The following is a 17543-nucleotide window of genomic DNA, read 5'->3' as shown; positions in this document are numbered from 1 at the left end:
ATACGTAAGGATGCATGAAGAAAAGCGATCGCGAGCACAACCCGTCCCCCGCTGCGGCTTTGCGCGGATTGCAGGGCGAAAGCACCTATGAGCGGCTTTGTGAAGACATTCGCTCAGGTGTGCTCGCGCCCGGCAGCCGGCTCCGCGAGACCGAGATTGCGGCGCGGCTTGAGGTCAGCCGCACCCCTGTGCGCGAGGCCATCAGGCGGCTCGAGGCCGAGGGTCTGGTCGATCACCAGCCGCGCAGCGGCGCGGCGGTGCGCAAGCTGGAATACCCGGAGCTGATGGAGCTTTACGAGATGCGCAGCGTGTTGGAAGGCACGGCAGCGCGGCTTGCGGCGCGGGCGGCATCACCGGTCGAGCTGGAAGAGCTTCAGGCGTTGAATGCCGAGATGGGCGAGGCTGCGGGTCAGCCCGGGTTGCAGGTAAGGTTGAACCGTCAGTTTCATCGCCGGATGCTCGACGCGGCGCGCAATCGCTTCCTGCTGCGCGCGATGGAGTCGGTTGAAAAAACGCTGTTGATTCTCGGCACATCGTCGATGCAGTCGCCGGATCGCGCCCTGGCCGCTGTGGAAGAGCATCGAGAGGTTCTCGATGCGCTGGCGGCGCGGGATGCCGTGCAGGCCGAGACGGCGATGCGGCGGCATATGGAGCGCGCGCAATTCGCCCGGCTGAAGCGGTTGCGTGAGGCGGAGGCAGGTCGCGGCGCCTAAGGTCGTTTCCGGAACGCAACCTGCCACTCTGTGGGGCGCTCAGGCCTCGTCGTGACTATTCGCGCGGTTCCAGCGGATCGAGGACCACAGCGAGATCCCGATCAGACCTGCGCCGCCCAGGCCGGTGATGACTTCGGGAATCTTGATCAGCGACTGCATGAACATGATTACCGACAGCGCGATGATCGCATAGAAGGCGCCATGCTCGAGATAACGATACTCGGTCAGCGTGCCCTTCTCGACCAGCATGATGGTCATCGAGCGCACATACATCGCCCCGATCCCCAGCCCGATGGCGATGACGAACAGGTTCTGGGTCAGCGCGAAAGCACCGATCACCCCGTCGAAGCTGAACGAGGCATCGAGCACTTCCAGATAAAGAAACGCGCCGAGCCCGCCCTTGGCCGCCGCGCTGGTCGCCTCCTGCGTGCTGTCCAGCAACCCGCCAAGCACCTCGACCAGCAGGAAGGTCAGCAGACCCCAGATCGCCGAGCGGAAGAACACCTGCGACTCTTCCCCTTCGAGGAAGCGGGAAAACACCAGAACGGTGACCAGAACCACGGCGACTTCGATGCCGCGGATCGTCGCGTATTTCTGCATCTTGCCTTCCAGCCAGCGGACCCAGTGCACGTCCTTTTCGTGGTCGAAGAAGAAGGACAGCCCGACCATCATCAGGAAGGTGCCGCCAAAGGCTGCGATCGGCAGGTGGGCGTCATGCATGATCTCGGCATATTGTTCGGGCTTTGCGGCCGCGAGCACGATCGCCTCCCACGGGCCGATCCGCGCGGCGATCACCACGATCAGTAATGGAAACACGATCCGCATGCCGAACACGGCGATCAGGATCCCCCAGGTCAGGAATCGGCGCTGCCAGACCGGGGTCATGTCCTTCAGCTTGTTGGCGTTGACGATGGCGTTGTCGAAGCTGAGCGAGATTTCCAGCACCGCGAGCACCGCGCAGATGAAGAAGATCGTCAGCATGCCGCCAAGCGTTCCGGTCATCTGCCAGCCGAGCACCGCGCCAAGCGCCAGCCCGGCGATGGTCACGATAAACGCCCATTTGAAGTAAGACATCATGCCGCGGGCGGGCATGTCCTGAGTCGCAGTATGCATGAAAGCATTCCGTCGCGGCTGGTGAGAAAAGCAGTGCCGACATCACGGATGTGCCGCCACATCCGCCAGAGGGGCCCGGTCACCTCAGACTGCGTCCGCCTGTGCGGATGGGCGCAATCTAGGGTAGCTGGCGGGATTTGCAATGGGGCATGGCCGACCGCTCGGAAGCGCGCGGAACCTAGCCGTCCCGCCACTGGCTCAATGCGCGGCAGTCGGCGGGCCAGGTAGCGGCGCGGCCGGTTTCGGTTTGCCCCTGGACCTGTATCGATCTGCCAGGATACCCGCCAGCCAGAGCGCTCCGATCGTCCAGATGTCGACCGACAGGCGGTAGCCTGTGCCGGCCCCGTCCGGAAGGCTCATCAGCGCATCCCCGATCACCGATAGCATCACGCAGGTGACGAAGGTGACCAACCCGCCGCGACCGATCACGCCCAGCGCGCGCCCGAGACGTGTTTCGGCCAGCCAGGCGAATGCGGGAGCAAAGGGGATAGCGACCAGCCACGCCGAGATGAGGATGCCGACATAGCGCACCCAGTCGAGTGACCATTTATCGATCGGACCTATTAACTCCTTGATCGACGCCAGGAGTTCCGCCCCTTGCGGCCCCATCCGCCAGAGCTGGGTCAGCAACGCCATGCCGATCAGCCCGATCAGCGCGACCACGGCGAAGGCCCTGCTGTTGCGGCGCAGCACCGGCATGATCTGCTCGCGAAACGCGCCCATGGCGACGCCGGTGTAGAACAGCAGCTGCCAGCCGAACGGATTGAACAACATGCCGCCATCGGCGCGGTGATTGGGCAGCATCTCGTTCAGCGGTATGGCGAAATACCAGACCAGCACCGAACCCGCCGCAAAGGCGAAGGGGAAGCGCAGCATCAGCGGCAAGGTGATCGGGGTAAATGCCAGAACGACCACGTAAAGCGCCAGCACATCCAGCAGGTTTGGTTGCAGCCACATCAGCCCCAGCGTGCCGACATAGCCAAGCGGGTTTTCGATGATCCAGCGGGAATATTGCGACCAGATCGCGGTGTGATCGAAGCCGATTTCGAACAGGCCGCGCGACAGCAGCGCCACCAGAACCCCGCCCAGCACGAGCGCGAACCAGACTTGGATGGCGCGCTTGAGGAAACGAAGCTGCGCGGCGCGGCGACCCTGTTTCGCCTCGACCGAGATCCAGACGAGACCGACAAGGAAGCCGGAGAGCAGGACGAAAAGCTCGGCCGCATCGAAGACCGCGAAGCGTGCGAGCGTGAAGCCGCGCAGCACCCCATCCGGCATATGATCCACCATGATGGCGACGAGCGCGTATCCGCGCAGCATGTCCAGTGCGGCTATTCTTTTCATCTCACCCAGGCAAACGCGACCACTGTTCAATCAGATCAGGGTCGTTGAGTAGTGCCTGCCGCTCGGAGCGGTCAAGGAAGCCCAGTGCCTCGGATCGGCTGCTTGCCGCCGCTATCTTGGCGGAAGCGGCAATATCCGGCAGCCGGTCGGCGACGCTCCGCTCAATCTGCGGCGGGATCGTGCCGATATAGGCGTTCCTCGCCTCGGGGTTGCGGCCGAGTTCGATGATCGCGTCGGCGGGACCGCGCAGGTGGCGGGCTTGGTTGACCGAGTCAGCCATGATGTCGGGAATCAGCCGCTCTTCCGGTGTGACCAGCAGACCCGCCGCGCGCGCCCATCGCCCGAGCACGGGCGAGGCACTCCACCGCGACGTGAAGGGAGCAAGCACCAGCCCGGCAAGGATCGGCGACAGCCAGATGATCTGCCCCGGCGCCAGATAGGTGATCGCCACGGTCGTCGCCACGCCCGCAGCGACATGGATCCAGTGGCGGCGCAGCACTACTCCCCAGCCAGGCATCGAGCCCTTGCGGACCTGACTTTCCCAGCCAGAGTTGCGGCCCATCAGGATTTCGGCGATCTGCCTTGTCTGAATCAACATCTGCACGGGCGCGATCAGCGCGGACATGATGATCTCGAACACGGCGCTCAGAAGCACGCGCGGCGGGCCTCCGGCGCTTCTGGCAAGGGGACGCCGCCATGCCCTCAGAATGGCGATGAATTTCGGGATCAGCAGCAGCGCGGCCGAGGCCGCCAGCAGCCAGATCATCCGCCGTGCGTCGAAGGTAGGCCAGTCGGGGAAGAGCTGATAGGTGGACGGGAAATATTCCGGGCTCGACAAAATCACATTGGCGGTCAGCACCAGCCCGGCAAGGATCAGCGCCAGCCAGACCGGGCTCATCAGGAAGCCCATCACGCCGATGACGAAATGCACCCGGCTGATGGCCGTGAAGCCGTGCGCGCCGATGAGCCGCAGATGCTGAAGATTGCCCTGCGCCCAACGCCGCTCTCGCAGCGCCATGTCCAGCAATGTGGGCGGGCTGCCCTCATAGCTGGCACGCAGATCCCAGTCGAGCCGCACCTTCCAGCCCGCCCGGCGCAGCAGCGCCGCCTCGACAAAGTCATGCGACAGGATCGTGCCGCCCCAGGGCGCGCGCCCGGGCAGCTCGGGCAGGCCGCAGCATTGCGCGAAGGCGCTGGCCCGGATCATCGCGTTATGGCCCCAGAAATTGCCGTTATCCCCTGACCAGGCCGCCACGCCGCGCGCGATGGCCGGGCCATAGATCCGTCCGGCGAACTGAATCACGCGTGCGAATATCGTCTGCCCGTGGACGAGGATCGGCATGGTCTGGATCAGCGCCAGCGCGGGGTCCGCCGACATCCGCGCAGACATCTCGCGGACCACCCCGCCCGAAACGACGCTGTCCGCATCAAGCACCACCATCTGATCGTAGCGCCCGCCCCAGCGCCGGATGAACTCGGCGATGTTGCCCGATTTACGGCCGTTATTGTCCAGCCGGCGGCGATACCAGACGGGGATCGGGGCCCGTTCGCGCAGCCTTGTCACGGCAAGAGACTCGGCCGCGACGAAGTCAGGATCGTGGCTGTCCGACAGGACGAAAATCTCGACCCGGTGACCGAGTCCCTCCGCGGCAAGCTGCTCCGCTAGCGCCCCAAGCAGCCCCAGACACTCCGCCGGTTCCTCATGATAGACCGGCATGACGATGGCGATGCGGGCGTCGCCATTTTCCGTCGGCGTTTCCTGCTGTCGCACCATCAGTCCGGCCAGCATCGAGGCAAAGCTGAACCCGATCCAGGCAAATGTAATGGTGAAGAGGAATAGCAACACATATTGCATCGGCTGAATATTGGTCCCGAAGGCGGCCCACATCTGCCACGCCCCGAGCGCGGTGATGATTGCCGCACCGCCAAAGGCGGTAAGACGCGCCAGCCGCACTTCCGGGGCAGGGCTGACGAAACCCGGACCCTTGGGCGGTGGGGCGCGGAAATCCTGAACCGGCATCGCCATCTGCGCCTCTGGCGGTGTCATGGGTGTCCGCTGCTTCGACGGAATCCGCACTACGCCCTGCTGCGAAGCGGAGGACATGGCTTAGCCCTCGGACCAGCGATAAAGCCAGCTCTCGGAGAGGTTGACGTCTTCGGAACCCTGCAAGACGGCGCTCAGATCCGCGACCTCGGCACCGTCGGGGACATATTCGAACGAGAGCCGCATCAGCCCATGCTCGGGCAGGCGCAGCAGATAGGGATGCTCGATCGTGCCGCGCGCTGCATTCACCCGCGCCGCCGGGTCGTCCCGCCCTTCGAACGGGGCGAGCTCGAAATCGATGACGAAGCTACGGACGTTCTCGCGGTTGATCGAGAGCCCTGACCGGGTTGAGACAATCCGCGCCATCGTGCCCGGTTCGACCACCTCTGCGCCGAAGCTCAGAACATAGCCGAAATCGGAACGATTGCCTGCCGTCAAAGGCTGGGCAGGTTGCCAGAATGCGACGATATTATCGTGGAATTCGCTTTCGACAGGGATCTCAATCAGGGAAACATTGCCGCGCCCCCAGTCGCCTGTGGGCCGGATCCAGGCCGATGGGCGGCTTTCATATTTCGCTTCGGCATCCTGATAATCTGAGAAATCGCGGGGACGCTGGATCAGACCGAATCCGCGCGGGCTTTCATCTACGAAGGCCGAGATCTGCAGCTTGGCCGGATTGCTGAGCGCCCTCCACAGACGCGCGCCCGAGCCGGTGATCATCTGCAAGCCGTCACTGTCATGCACGGCCGGGCGATAATCGTCGAACCGCGCCCCGTCCGCGGGTCCGAACCAATACATCGAGGTGAGCGGCGCAATGCCCACCTCTGCCAGTTCGCGGCGCGGAAACAGTGCGACGCGGGTTGTCAACATCGTCTCGCTGCCGGGCATGATGACAAACTCATAAGCGCCCGCCACGGATTTGCTGTCGAGCAGCGCCTGCACGGTGACACGGCCTGTCCCGGCATCGGGTTGGTGGATCCAGAATTCGCGGAACACCGGGAACTCTTCGCCTTCGGCGCTGCCTGTGCCGATGGCGAGGCCGCGCGCCGAAATGCCGTATGTATTGCCTCGCCCCAGAACCCGGAAATAGGAGGCGCCCTGAAACACGGCCAGCTCATCCAGAATATCGGGCCTGTTCAACACATGGCGAATGCGGAAACCCGACCAGCCCATCTCGTCCGGCGTGGCCTGAGCGGCGTCATCGGGGAAGAAATTCGGATCGAAATCGAAAAGCGAGGGATCGAACGGCATCGGCTGCGGGACACCCTCGCGCACCAGATTGATCCGCACCGGCTCGTGATAGATCATCCCCGGAGGCAGCAGGTCGAGACCGAAGCCCGCGATCTCGCGCCATGGGTCTGCGTCACGCCGGAAACGGATCGCGCGATAGGCGTCGTAATCGATATCGGCAAAGGGTCCGGTCAGTTCGCGAGAGGGATTTTCCCAGTCGCGTCCCGCCCAGTTCGCGGCAATCGCCGCCACGCTTTCAAAGCCGAACGGCGCTGCTTCGGCAGTCTCCTCGCCTGCATCGCCGCTGCCGGAATCACTTTGTCCATAGCTGCGCGCTGCGCTGCCGAGGGCGATGGCGGCGCTAACGGTTCCAAGGAAATTTCGACGTTTCACGCGGGCAATTCCGGGCAGAGGGAGTCATTTGCCTGTTATGGCATCGTCGCAGGGACGGCAAGAATTCGCGATACGTCATATGACGCTAGGCGGAAAATCACGCAGAACCGGCGCATCACGCATCGAAACTGCGTCGCCCCTGTTCAAAATCAGAACATTTTATTGCCTTCCGAAGGGCGCACCGCTGACGCGAAAGCGCGCAACAGACAGCTCGCGAAAGATGTGGCTTGGCCGAATTTCTGCTATGTTGACAGTAATACTCAGATTTGAAATATCCGGCCAAAGAAGGCCGGTGCTCTCAGCGCTATCACTCAGGCGAGTTCAGAATGTCGCAGCATATCTTCAGCTTCTCTCCATCCCGTTTCCTGTTGATGCTCGCGCTGACGCTTCCCGGTGCGGCTGCTGCTCAGGCTCCGGAGGGTGCGGAGGCTGATGCGGGCGTCGATGGCATAGGTTTCTCCGGTACGGCGCTGCCGCATGACCTTTCCCCATGGGGGATGTTCATGAATGCCGATATCGTCGTAAAGTCGGTGATGGTCGGTCTGGCTTTCGCGTCCGTGGTGACCTGGACAATTCTCGTCGTTAAGATGTTTGAAATATACTCGGCCAATCGCAATGTGCGCCGAAGTGCCGAGTTGATCGCCCGCGCGCCGAACCTGCGCGATGCCGTCTTGCGGAGTGAAAACCGGCGCGACCCCGCGAGCAGAATGCTGCGCGCAGCCGCGATCGAGTTGCAGCGTTCTGATGAAACAATCTATTGGGGTGCTGCGGATGGCCTGAAAGAGCGCATATCGTCCTATCTCTCCAGCATCGTATCCTTCTCAGGCCGAAAGGCAGGTGTCGGAACCGGTCTGCTGGCGACGATCGGCTCGACCGCGCCTTTTGTCGGGCTGTTCGGGACGGTTTGGGGGATCATGAACAGCTTCATCGGCATCTCGGAGGCGCAGACGACCAATCTCGCCGTGGTTGCGCCCGGTATCGCGGAAGCGCTTCTGGCGACGGCGCTTGGTCTGGTGGCCGCGATCCCTGCCGTTGTGATCTACAACCTTTTCGCCCGCCAGATCACCGGCTACCGTCTGCGCCTCACCGAGGCTGCCGCAGGCGTCGAACGGCTGGTGAGCCGCGATCTCGATTTCCGCGCGGCGCAAGGAGCCTGAGATGGGCGCGCGGTTTCAGGACGGGGATGATCTAGACGATAATCACGAAATCAACGTGACTCCCTTCATTGACGTCATGCTGGTGCTGCTCATCATCTTTATGGTCGCTGCACCGCTGGCGGCGGTGGATATCAATGTCGATCTGCCCGCCTCGCGCGGGGCAGCTTCCGAGCGTCCGGACCAGCCGGTCTGGCTCACCGTGGCGCCGGATCTGTCGCTGACGCTTGGGCAGGATCCGGTGACTGCGGCCCAACTTCCCGACGCGCTCAATGCTTTGACCGAAGGGGACCGAGAGACGCGGATCTATCTGCGCGCAGATCAGTCGGTCAGCTATGGCGAGGTCATGGGCGTCATGAACGCGTTGCGCGACCTCGCCTATACCAAGATCGCGCTTGTCGGGCTGGATGGCAGTCAAGGCGGCGCAGCGCCCGAGGCCTCAGCGGCCGCGGGTGCGCAGGAATGAGCAGCGCGCTTGGCGATACACTGCGCTGGGGTGCGGCCGGGGCAGTGGTGCTCGGCCTGCATTTGGCGGGCGGCGTGTGGCTGATCGAACGGATGCAGCGCGCTGAAGCGCTTCAACCGCCCGAGCCCATTTTCATCGATCTCGCCCCGGTTCCCGAACCCGCGCCCGGCCCACAAACCGCGCCTGAGCCGCAGGCAGAGGCGGCAGAGCAGGCCGAGGCCGCATCCCAAGCCCAGGCAGAGCAGTTGGAAGTGGCAGAGCCGGCTGCCGAAATTCCCTCTTTCACCCCGCCCGAGATGAGCGAATTGCCTCCCGTCGAGGATTTTGCCGATCTCGTGCCGGTCCCGTCCTTCGAGCCGCCGCCAATGACAGAATTGCCGCCGGTGTCAGATTTCGCCGAGCTTTTGCCGCAGTCTGCTCTGGCGCTGTCCGCTTCCGAGCGTCCGACGGCTCGGCCCGCGCGACGTCAACCCCAGCCGGCACCCCAGCAGGCCCGCCGCGAGCCGCCGCGCGAAGAGCCACGGCAGCAGGCGCAGCCCCGGCAGCAGGCACCACAGCCCGCGCAACGACAGCAGGCCGCCCCTGCGCAGCTCCGGCAGCAGGCTCAGCCCACGCAGCGCCAGCCCAGCAGAGCCGCCTCGGGCGGTGGAGGTGCGGCGCAATCTCAGGGCAGGGGGGTGAGCCGCCAGCAGATGGCCAACTGGCAGTCCCGTGCCGGCGCTCGGATCGCGCGCCATATGAGCCGCACGAGGGTCCCCGGCGTGCGCGGCGGCACGGTTACGGTGCAGATTTCGGTGACGGTGTCGCCTGGTGGCGGGGCCTCGGCGCGGCTGGCCAGTTCGACCGGGAATGGACAGGCCGATCAGGCGCTTGCACGGCAGGCGGCACGGATGCCGGGGGTCGGGGCTCCGCCGAACGGCCAGTCCGTGTCCTTTGTTCTGCCGATCCAGGTGGCATTGCGCTGAGCGCGGCAGTTCGTCACCCGAGGGCGCGCTAATGAAAATCCCGGCTTGGGAAAAGCTGCTTTGCCTGATCTCGCGGATGCATGGCGCGCGGCTGTGGGAGCGGTCGCGGCGTGTTGTCGGTCTTGGTGTCCATACCACCCACTGCCCACTCCATCGGATGGCCGAGATCAGAGAGATGATGTGAGACATCCTCGATATGCTCCGCGATCAGATGCGCGACGATCCCCTCACGTTGCAGCCTGCCGGTGACCCGCAGCAGCCGCCCGCCCATCACGGCACGGCGGAATTTCTCGAAAACCTGTTTCCATACGACCACGTTGCTCACCCCGGTTTCATCTTCCAGCGTGAGAAATATCACCCCCGAGGCGGTGCCGGGGCGCTGCCGGGTAATCACCAGTCCGCAGACCGTCACGCGACGAAGCGGCGCATCCTTCAGCGCGTCGTGCCGGGTGAGGCCGGACATGGCCGGGCGCAGAAGCTCCATCGGATGGGCGCGAAGTGTCAGGCGGGTCGAGACGTAATCCTCCACCACCTCTTCACCAAGATGCATAGCGGGCAGGATCACCTCGGGCTCGTGGATCGCCTCGCCGTCGATTGGATCGTTGAAGAGCGGCAGAGGCTCGGTGCCGCGTATGGCGCGGACCTGCCAGAGTGCGTCGCGGCGGGTGAGCCCCATGCTGCTGAACCCGTCCGCTTCAGCGAGGCGTTCCAGCGATGACGGGGCCACTCCGGCGCGCAGCCAGACCGATTCGGGGTCGGGATATCCATTGCCCCGCGCGGCGGCGATCCAGTCGGCGTCCTCTTTTCTGAAGCCCTTGATCTGGCGAAAGCCAAGGCGCAGCGCCAGGGCGCCATCGGCGCGGCGTTCCAGCGTGTTGTCCCATTGGCTGGCATTCACGCAAATCGGCCGCAGCTCGACATGATGTTCCCGCGCGTCGCGCACGATCTGTGCGGGAGCATAGAACCCCATCGGCTGCGAGTTCAGCAGCGCGCAGGCAAACACCGCCGGGTGGTGGCGTTTCAGCCAGGCCGAGACATAGACCAAAAGCGCAAAGGCCGCTGCGTGGCTTTCGGGAAAGCCGTAATCGGCAAAGCCCTCGATCTGGCTGAAACAACGCTCGGCGATGTCGCGGCTATAACCCCGGCCGAGCATGCCGTTGATGAATTTTTCCTTATGTTCCTCGATCGTGCCCATCCGCCGGAACGAGGCGAGTGCACGGCGCAGCTGATCGGCATCTTCTGCGCTGTATCCCGCACCCACCACGGCGATCTGAAGCGCCTGTTCCTGAAACAGCGGCACGCCGAGCGTGCGCCGGGTGACTTCTTCCAGCTCGGGGCCGAACGGCTCGGACGCCTCCAGCCCCTGACGCCGCCTTAAATATGGCTGTACCATCCCGCCCTGGATCGGACCGGGGCGGACGATGGCGACCTCGATCACCAGATCATAGAATTTCTTGGGCTTCATGCGCGGCAGGAAATTCATCTGCGCCCGGCTTTCGACCTGAAAGACGCCGACCGCATCGGCCACTTGCAGCATCTGATAGGTGGCGGCGTCTTCAGGCGGAACGGTCGCCAGGGTGAGCTCTTTGCCCTCATGGTCGTGCAGCAGGCCAAAGGCCTTGCGGATACAGGTCAGCATTCCCAGTCCCAGCACATCGACCTTCAGGATGCCAAGCGCGTCGATATCGTCCTTGTCCCATTCGATGACGGTTCGATCCTCCATCGCGGCATTTTCGATGGGGCACAGCTCATCCAGACGGCCCTTTGTGATCACAAATCCCCCGACATGTTGAGAGAGATGGCGTGGAAACCCGATCAGCTCACCGATGAGATGCAGCGTTTGCGAGAGACGGCGATCGTCGGGATTCAGACCCAGCTCGCGCACCCGGTCCATATCCGGCCCTTTGCCCGAAAAGCCCCAGATCGAGCCCGACAGCCCCGCCGTCACATCCTGTGAAAGGCCCATAACCTTGCCTACCTCGCGGATCGCGGCGCGGGACCGGAAATGGATCACCGTGGCACAAAGCCCGGCCCGCTCGCGGCCATATTTTTCATAGATCCACTGAATGACCTCTTCGCGGCGCTCATGTTCGAAATCCACGTCGATATCGGGAGGCTCGCCGCGATGGCGCGAGACAAAGCGTTCGAACACCATGCCAATCAGATCCGGAGAGACATCGGTGATGCCCAGCAGATAGCACAGGATCGAATTGGCCGCGGAACCGCGCCCTTGGCAGAGGATGCCCTGCGAGCGCGCATATTTGACGATGTCATGAACGGTCAGGAAATAGGCCGGATAATCGAGCTCCTCGACCACGGCCAGCTCTTTGGCCATCAGCTCTCGCGGCCGTTCTGGCGCGCCATCCGGATAGCGATGCTTTAGCCCCTCCTGTGTCAGCCGCCTGAGCCGCGCCATCGGGGTCTCGCCGCCCTCGGTGATCTCGTCGGGATATTGATAACTCAGCTCACTCAGGCTGAAAGAACATCGCCCGGCGATCTCCAGCGTGCGGCGCAGAGCGGCCGGATATCGGTAGAACACCCGCTCCATATCGGCGCGCCCCTTCAGCCGCCGCTCGGCGTTCAGCAGCGCACGGGTGCCGATATTGTCGATGGTGCAGCCGATGCGCATGCAGGTCAGCACATCGGCCAGCGGACGGCGGGCAGCGCGATGCATCAACACATCGCCGACCGCCACCATCGGCGTTGAACATAGCTGCGCCAGAGTTGCGCAGGCATCGAGATGCGCCTGATCCGATCCGTCATAGCGCGGGGCTGCCCCCAGAAAGACGCAGCCGGGAAAACGGCGCTGCATGGCCTGAATGTCGGGGGCATTCTGCCGCCCGCCATGTTTCGGCAGCGCGATCAGGATCATGCCGCTGCAATGCATCCGCATATCCGCCTGATCGAGATGGCACTCGGCCTTGTCCGCACGCCTCTTGCCCAGTGTCAGCAGCCGCGCGAGCCGCTTATAGGCAGCCAGATCCATCGGCAGGGCGATCCATTCCACCTCGCTGTCACGCAGCACCAGGCGGCATCCGGTGATCAGCTTGGGAAGATGCAGCACATCCGGCCGCGCAATGTCGCGCGGCGCGCCGATTTCCTGGCGTGTGCAGCTATCCATCAGGCTCTGCGAGCGAATACGGATATCTTCGCCCAGCTTCTCAGAGAGGATCTTCAGCGCGGAATAGGCCCGCACGACCCCGGCGAGCGAGTTCCGGTCGGTGATGGCGATGGCCTCGAGCCCCAGCTCGGCGGCCCGCGCGATCAGTTCCTCGGGATGCGAGGCGCCCGTCAGAAAGGTGAAGTTGGTGGTGACGCAAAGCTCGGCATATCCGCAAGAGCGCGCCCGTGCCGCTATGTGCTGAGGCGCGGAGCCGTGATCCATGCTTTCAGTGATGCGGGATGCTTCGCTGTCGGTCATGCGAATTCTCCCTGCACGAACCAGCCGGGATTCTGCGGCGTATAAAACATCCAGAGCCGCCGCCCTTCCCGAGTCTCGATGCGCCAGTAGTCGCGGATGCCATTGCTCCAGCCTTCATCCTGTCGCCACCATTCCGGCATGATCCGCTCTGGCCCGGTGGTGCGCATCGTGGTGAAGGACATGCGCCGCCAGCGGAATTTATGCGGCGGGCTTGCACCGCTGGCCGAAATGGATTCGGGCGGAAACATCACCAGAGGACGCGGCCGTGTCCTGACCCAAGCGCCGGCCGGGCTGGTATATGCGGCCGGGGCGAGGGTAAAGCTGCGCTCTGGCACATGGCTGTCGGCGGGCAGGAAACGCTGGACATTTTCCAACCCGATCCGGGTTCCGATACGGGTGATGAGATCGTCAATACGATCGCGCCGGTCCGAGCCGACATGGCTGATCTGTTCGCTTGCCAGCGCTTCGACCTGGGTAGCTTCCAGCCGAAGCTGGTCGATGCCGTATCCCGCATCCAGATCGGCCACGTCCCGCGCAAAGAGCGACAAAATTCGCGCAGGCTCGCGTAAGGGGCGTGCCAGGCGCAATGTAAGATGCAGCGCCTGCTGGTCGACCCGGCGCAGTGTCAGGCACAGCACCCGCGCCCCGGTCTGTTGCTGTTTCAGCTTGTCGCACAGGCGGATCAGAAGCCTGTTGGTGCCCTCCATCACGTCACTGGTCAGGCCGATCGGTTCGGGCAGGCTCATACGCACACCGTAATGCGGCGGATCTGACTGTGGCGAAACCTGTTCAGGCTGCGCTCCGGTGGCCTGATCCAGCCGCATCATCAGGCCCGGCCCAAAACGCCGCGCCAAGGGCGCGCGCGGCGCCTCGGCAAGCTGGCGGATGCTGTTCAGCCCCAGCCTTTGAAGAGAGGTTACGGTGCCGGAATCCAGCCGTAATGCCGCCACCGAAAGCGGACCAATCTTATCCAGAGCATGCCCTGGCCGCGCCACGCCCTCGCCATGGCGGGCCAGCGCCCATGCTGCACCGCGCGTATCCGCGATCCCGATCCTCACGGCCAGCCCGATGCGGGAAAGCCGGTCGCGCAGATCGTCACGCAGCATTTCCTCGCCGCCGGCAAGATGGGCCGAGCCGGTGATGTCCATCACCAGCCCGTCGCGGCCCTCCAGCCCGACCCAGGGACAGTATCGTGTCGCCCATCGGCGAATCCGGGTCAGAAATTCTTGATCCGCTATCTGATCGGCCGATCGGCTTTGCAGCTCGGGGCAGAAGGCTCGCGCATCCGAAAACCCCATGGAGCGATACAGCCCCCGGGCCTCGGCTTCGGCATTCAGGCAGAAGATTCGATTGGTGTTATCCTGCTGAAGAGTTAGCGCGAAAGGCCCTTCGACAGGCCGTGCGCGCAGAACCCGGTCACTGGGAAGTCTCGGAAACCACAATGAGACGACGCGCCGATTGGCTCCACCGAACATGCCAGACACCTAATGTTCCTGATTTGTTCTTAATAAGCTCCCATTTTTGCAGAGTCGAGTCTTCTGGCATGCTGCCCGGATCGGGCAGGGCCGTGCAGCGCCACCGCGTTTCGGCGGCCGGGCTGCCCATTTTTTCGGAAATCAGGCACAACCCGGTAGAGCCTCCGGCCTTCGCCGCCAGTTGCAACCTCCGCCCCGCGGTCAGACCAATCGGTGCGGTCAGTTCGATCACCACGAGCGGCACACAGCCATCGCGCAATGCCTCTTCGGCGACTGCCAGCGTGTCGATCTGGCTGGCTGTCTGAGTGACCAGAAGCCGAGCTGGGTCGATATAATCGGCCAGAGCGGCAGGAGAGATCATCCACGATGGCCAGCTTTCCCTTGCCCACAGCGCATCCCCCGCCTGCGCAGCCAATATCGCCGCGAAATGCGGGGATTGAGATCCGCTGGCCTCATGCACCCTTGCGGCGGCAATCGAAGGCCGGGTTGCGATTGGAATTGTGTCATACATCAAAAGCGGCCAGAAAGTTCTTCTTTTGTTCTATTTGCCGGAGCGTGCCCGAGTCAATTCGGTCCCGTCACCTCACGATCAGCGGCAACTTAAGCCGACGCTGCGAAATGGTTCATCAGAGAACCTGCTTCGCAAATCATGGCATCTGGTTCGCTATGGTCAGCAGGTAAGCTAATTTCAACCTGTGGATGGGAAGTTCATCATAAGAAATATTCGAATTTTCCCAATTTTTCTTTTGTCTAACTCGCTAAATACGTGGAACCTGGTCTGAGAGCAGTATAGGGTTTCGCAACCTGGAGGTTACGTTGCAGCCCAGCATCAGACATATGCGCATGTTCCAGACCCTGTCCGAGACTCACTCGGTCACGCGTACTGCAGAAACCTGCCACGTCTCGCAGCCGGCCGTCACGCAGGCGATGAACAAGCTGGAACGGGATGCCGGCCAGCCTCTGTTCCAGCGCAGCCCGAAGGGGATATTTCCCACCGAAGCTGGTGAGATGATGGCACGGCGCACCCGCCGGGCGCTGTCGTTTCTTGATGCCGCAATGAACGACATGGCCAGCACGGTGCGATTTCAGGCGACGCGGCCCCAGCTCGCGGCGCTGATCGCGGTCAGCGAATCCGGGAATTTCACGCTTGCTGCGCGGATGCTCGGGCTTGCGCAGCCGACCGTGCATCGCTCCACCTCGATGCTGGAACAGGCGGCCGGGGTCCAGTTCTTCGAACGCACGGCGCATGGTCTGATAGCCACGCGCGCGGCGCGGCAGCTGGCGCAGGCGGCACGGCTGGCCTTTGCCGAGATGGATCAGGCCGAGGCGGATCTTGCTGCGATGGCCGGGCGCGAGGTCGGGTCCATGGTGATCGGGGCGCTGCCGCTGTCCCGGTCGCGCCTTCTGCCCGCGGCGATGCTGCGCTTCCGCGAGACACGGCCCGGATTTTCATTCGATGTGATCGACGGACGCTATGAAGAGCTTCTGGCCGGTCTAAGGCGAGGCGAAATCGACATGATGATCGGCGCGTTGCGGATGCCGGTACCTGTCGACGATGTGGCGCAGGAACGATTTTTTGACGATTCGGTCGTGGTGGTGGCGCGGCAGGATCATCCACTGACGCGCCGTAAAACACTGCGGGCCGAGGATCTGACCGATTACCCCTGGGTGATCGCCCGCGAGGGAACGCCGCTCCGCGCTGCGCTGGAATCGGTGCTGCCAGGCGAGGTGATCCGGAACGGCATCAGCACCTCATCGGTGATGCTGATGCGTGAGCTTCTGAGCGGTTCGGATTATCTGGCGGCGGTCTCGTGCCTGCATATCAGCGGCGAGGCCGAATCGCTGGCGGTGCTGCCGGTCGATCTGCCCTGTTCGAGCCGCGCGATCGGCATCACAACCCGCGCCGGATGGGAGCCTACGGCTGCGCAGCGCGCCTTTCTCGATCTGATCGGTGAGGAAGCGGCGAAACTGCGATGGGCGTATCTGCCGGATTCTTGAACGGTCTGCCGCCGCATCCCCTGCCTTGAAAGCCTGAAACGAAGAACACCCGCAGCGCAGGGCTGCGGGTGTCGGGTTTTCAACGGCCGCTGCGTCGACCGGCCTGCTGCCATGTCATTCGGCGGCGCATTCCTCGATCGCAGCCAGGTCCGGTCCTGCCGGCGTGCGGCCCAGATTGAACGGAGCCGACGCGTCGCGCCATTTGCCGTAATCCTCGAGATAGGTCAGCATCGAGCTGTAGACCTTGGCCGAGTTCGCATTTTCACAGGCGACTTCGACGATGGTCTCGTTCGCCATGGTCTGGATGTTTTCCAGCGTGGCGTCGTCCAGCCGGGTGATCTCGATCCCGGCATCCTGGAAGCTCTGATAGGCTTCGGTCGCGCGCTTTTCGGTGTTCGCCAGCGACCACAGCATGGTGGCGTCCGCCGCAATCTTCAGCATCTCTTGCGCTTCCGGGGTCAGCGCGTCCCAGGAGGACTTGTTGATCATCACTCCGAAGACTGACGAGGACTGGTGCCAGCCCGGCGTCGACCAGTATTTCGTCACCTGATCGAAGCCGCCCGACAAATCCACGTTTGGGGTCGAGAATTCGGCCCCGTCGATCACGCCGCGTTCCAGCGACTGGTAGATCTCGCCCCCGGCCATACTGACCTGGCTGCCGCCGAGTTTTTCCAGCAGCTTGCCCTGTTCGAGCCCCGACAGCCGCAGGCGCATACCCTGAAGGTCGTCGGTCGTCCGGATCGGCTTGTCGACGGTGCGGAAGCCGGATTCGTTGTTGGTCACGCCATAAGGCAGATAGACCATGCCGAACTGGCCATAGATCTCGTTATAGATCTCGGCGCCGCCCCAGCCCTTGATCCAGTTCACATAGTCGACCGCGTTGAACAGGCTGGCGGTGGTTGCGAGCGGCGAGAAAGCGGCGTCGCGCCCGGCCCAATAGCCCGGCCAGTCGGCGCCGGCCTGGATGGTTCCGGATTCGACCGCGCCGAATACCTCACCCGCCGGGACCAGTTCGCCGCCGTCGAAGAACTCGATGGTGAGCTGATCGTCGGGGATCAGCGCGTTGGCCGTCTCGACGAATTTCTTGTCGATCTCGATCAGTTCCAGCGAGGAAGGCCAGGTCGAGGTCATGGTCCAGTTTTCCGCCAGTGCCGGAGCGGCCATCAGTGCAGCCGCCGCAACGCCGGCCAGATAGGTTTTTTTCATTTGGTTATCCTCCTTGTTGAG

General features: G+C 63.4%; 13 protein-coding genes. 5 read left to right on the top strand and 8 right to left on the bottom strand.

Annotated features, from left to right (window positions below):
* Positions 1 to 14 precede the first annotated feature (14 nt).
* Positions 15 to 713 (top strand): GntR family transcriptional regulator, encoded by a 699-nt coding sequence (locus PAF18_RS09670; protein WP_271115534.1) that lies wholly within the window; start codon positions 15 to 17, stop codon positions 711 to 713.
* Positions 714 to 752: 39 nt separating this feature from the next.
* Here PAF18_RS09670 and PAF18_RS09665 read toward each other — a convergent pair whose 3' ends face one another.
* The 4 genes from PAF18_RS09665 to PAF18_RS09650 all read right to left on the bottom strand — a co-directional run bounded on the left by PAF18_RS09665 (position 753) and on the right by PAF18_RS09650 (position 6837).
* Complete coding sequence (locus tag PAF18_RS09665) at positions 753 to 1826, bottom strand: DUF475 domain-containing protein (protein ID WP_271115533.1); 1074 nt, start codon at positions 1824 to 1826, stop codon at positions 753 to 755.
* Between the two features lie 198 nt (positions 1827 to 2024).
* Positions 2025 to 3170 carry an OpgC domain-containing protein gene (locus PAF18_RS09660; protein WP_271115532.1) on the bottom strand — a complete coding sequence of 382 codons (1146 nt, stop codon included), beginning with the start codon at positions 3168 to 3170 and terminating at the stop codon, positions 2025 to 2027.
* Position 3171: 1 nt separating this feature from the next.
* A complete protein-coding gene (mdoH, locus tag PAF18_RS09655) occupies positions 3172 to 5217 on the bottom strand; it encodes a glucans biosynthesis glucosyltransferase MdoH (protein ID WP_271115531.1) in 2046 nt (681 codons plus the stop codon).
* Between the two features lie 60 nt (positions 5218 to 5277).
* Positions 5278 to 6837: an OpgD/OpgG family glucan biosynthesis protein gene (locus PAF18_RS09650; RefSeq protein ID WP_271115530.1), complete on the bottom strand. Its 1560-nt coding sequence runs from the start codon at positions 6835 to 6837 to the stop codon at positions 5278 to 5280.
* A gap of 326 nt (positions 6838 to 7163) precedes the next feature.
* On the opposite strand from PAF18_RS09650, the gene exbB reads away from it, so the two are divergent.
* From exbB to PAF18_RS09635, 3 genes are read left to right on the top strand one after another with little or no spacing between them, the layout of a single operon-like run.
* Complete coding sequence (exbB, locus tag PAF18_RS09645) at positions 7164 to 7994, top strand: tonB-system energizer ExbB (RefSeq protein WP_271115529.1); 831 nt, start codon at positions 7164 to 7166, stop codon at positions 7992 to 7994.
* Position 7995: 1 nt separating this feature from the next.
* Positions 7996 to 8457, top strand: a complete 462-nt coding sequence (exbD, locus tag PAF18_RS09640) for a TonB system transport protein ExbD (RefSeq protein ID WP_271115528.1) — start codon at positions 7996 to 7998, stop codon at positions 8455 to 8457.
* Positions 8454 to 9422, top strand: a complete 969-nt coding sequence (locus PAF18_RS09635; protein WP_271115527.1) for an energy transducer TonB — start codon at positions 8454 to 8456, stop codon at positions 9420 to 9422. Before exbD ends, PAF18_RS09635 begins: the two co-directional genes overlap by 4 nt.
* 28 nt (positions 9423 to 9450) lie before the next feature.
* Here PAF18_RS09635 and PAF18_RS09630 read toward each other — a convergent pair whose 3' ends face one another.
* From PAF18_RS09630 to PAF18_RS09620, 3 genes are read right to left on the bottom strand one after another with little or no spacing between them, the layout of a single operon-like run.
* Positions 9451 to 12807 (bottom strand): error-prone DNA polymerase, encoded by a 3357-nt coding sequence (locus PAF18_RS09630; protein WP_271118101.1) that lies wholly within the window; start codon positions 12805 to 12807, stop codon positions 9451 to 9453.
* Positions 12808 to 12839: 32 nt separating this feature from the next.
* On the bottom strand, positions 12840 to 14318 hold the full coding sequence (locus PAF18_RS09625) for a Y-family DNA polymerase (protein WP_271115526.1): 1479 nt from the start codon (positions 14316 to 14318) through the stop codon (positions 12840 to 12842).
* Positions 14260 to 14778, bottom strand: a complete 519-nt coding sequence (locus tag PAF18_RS09620) for an ImuA family protein (protein WP_353620647.1) — start codon at positions 14776 to 14778, stop codon at positions 14260 to 14262. Before PAF18_RS09620 ends, PAF18_RS09625 begins: the two co-directional genes overlap by 59 nt.
* 377 nt (positions 14779 to 15155) lie before the next feature.
* Here PAF18_RS09620 and PAF18_RS09615 point away from each other — a divergent pair, with 377 nt between their 5' ends.
* Positions 15156 to 16316, top strand: a complete 1161-nt coding sequence (locus PAF18_RS09615) for a LysR family transcriptional regulator (RefSeq protein WP_271118100.1) — start codon at positions 15156 to 15158, stop codon at positions 16314 to 16316.
* A gap of 114 nt (positions 16317 to 16430) precedes the next feature.
* Here the strand turns inward: PAF18_RS09615 and dctP are convergent, their stop codons facing one another.
* Positions 16431 to 17522 carry a TRAP transporter substrate-binding protein DctP gene (gene dctP, locus PAF18_RS09610; protein WP_271115524.1) on the bottom strand — a complete coding sequence of 364 codons (1092 nt, stop codon included), beginning with the start codon at positions 17520 to 17522 and terminating at the stop codon, positions 16431 to 16433.
* Between the last annotated feature and the right edge of the window lie 21 nt (positions 17523 to 17543).

The organism is Paracoccus sediminicola, from assembly GCF_027912835.1.
In the GTDB taxonomy this organism is placed as follows: Bacteria; Pseudomonadota; Alphaproteobacteria; order Rhodobacterales; family Rhodobacteraceae; genus Paracoccus; species Paracoccus sediminicola.
Note: the sequence above shows the minus strand (reverse complement) of the source record. Positions and strands in the feature narration are given on the sequence as shown.